At 61.9% G+C, this 420-nt stretch carries 1 protein-coding gene; it reads left to right on the top strand.

Annotation, left to right across the window (positions count from 1 at the left end):
• Window positions 1-420, top strand: a 420-nt coding sequence (locus tag I6F37_RS41655; protein ID WP_276573827.1) for a phosphoribosyltransferase family protein, incomplete at both ends; no start/stop codon positions are given.

The following is a 420-nucleotide window of genomic DNA, read 5'->3' as shown; positions in this document are numbered from 1 at the left end:
CGCTACTTCGACGGGCTGGTAACGGTTGATCCGCACTTGCACCGCTACGATTCACTAGATGCCGTCTACTGGACCCCTTCGCGCGTCGTCCATGCCGCCCCACTGCTGGCGCAATGGATTCAAAATAACGCCTATCAGCCATTGCTGATTGGGCCAGATAGCGAAAGTGAACAGTGGGTCTCAGAGGTCGCCCGGCTGGCCGGCGCCCCCTACTTGGTGCTGGAAAAGGTCCGGCGCGGCGATCGCGATGTTTCCGTCTCCGTGCCGGACGTCGGTCGCTGGCTCAATCATACACCCGTCCTCGTCGATGATATCATTTCGACGGCTCGGACGATGATCGAGACCGTCGGCCACGTGCGGGCGGCTGGCCTGCTGCCGCCGATCTGTGTCGGCGTCCACGGCATTTTTGCTGATCGGGCC

Origin of the sequence: Bradyrhizobium sp. NBAIM08, assembly GCF_020193935.1 — a bacterium.
Classification (GTDB): Bacteria; Pseudomonadota; Alphaproteobacteria; order Rhizobiales; family Xanthobacteraceae; genus Bradyrhizobium; species Bradyrhizobium yuanmingense.
The sequence above is the reverse complement of the archived record's forward strand: the minus strand, read 5'-3'. Positions and strand labels throughout refer to the sequence as shown.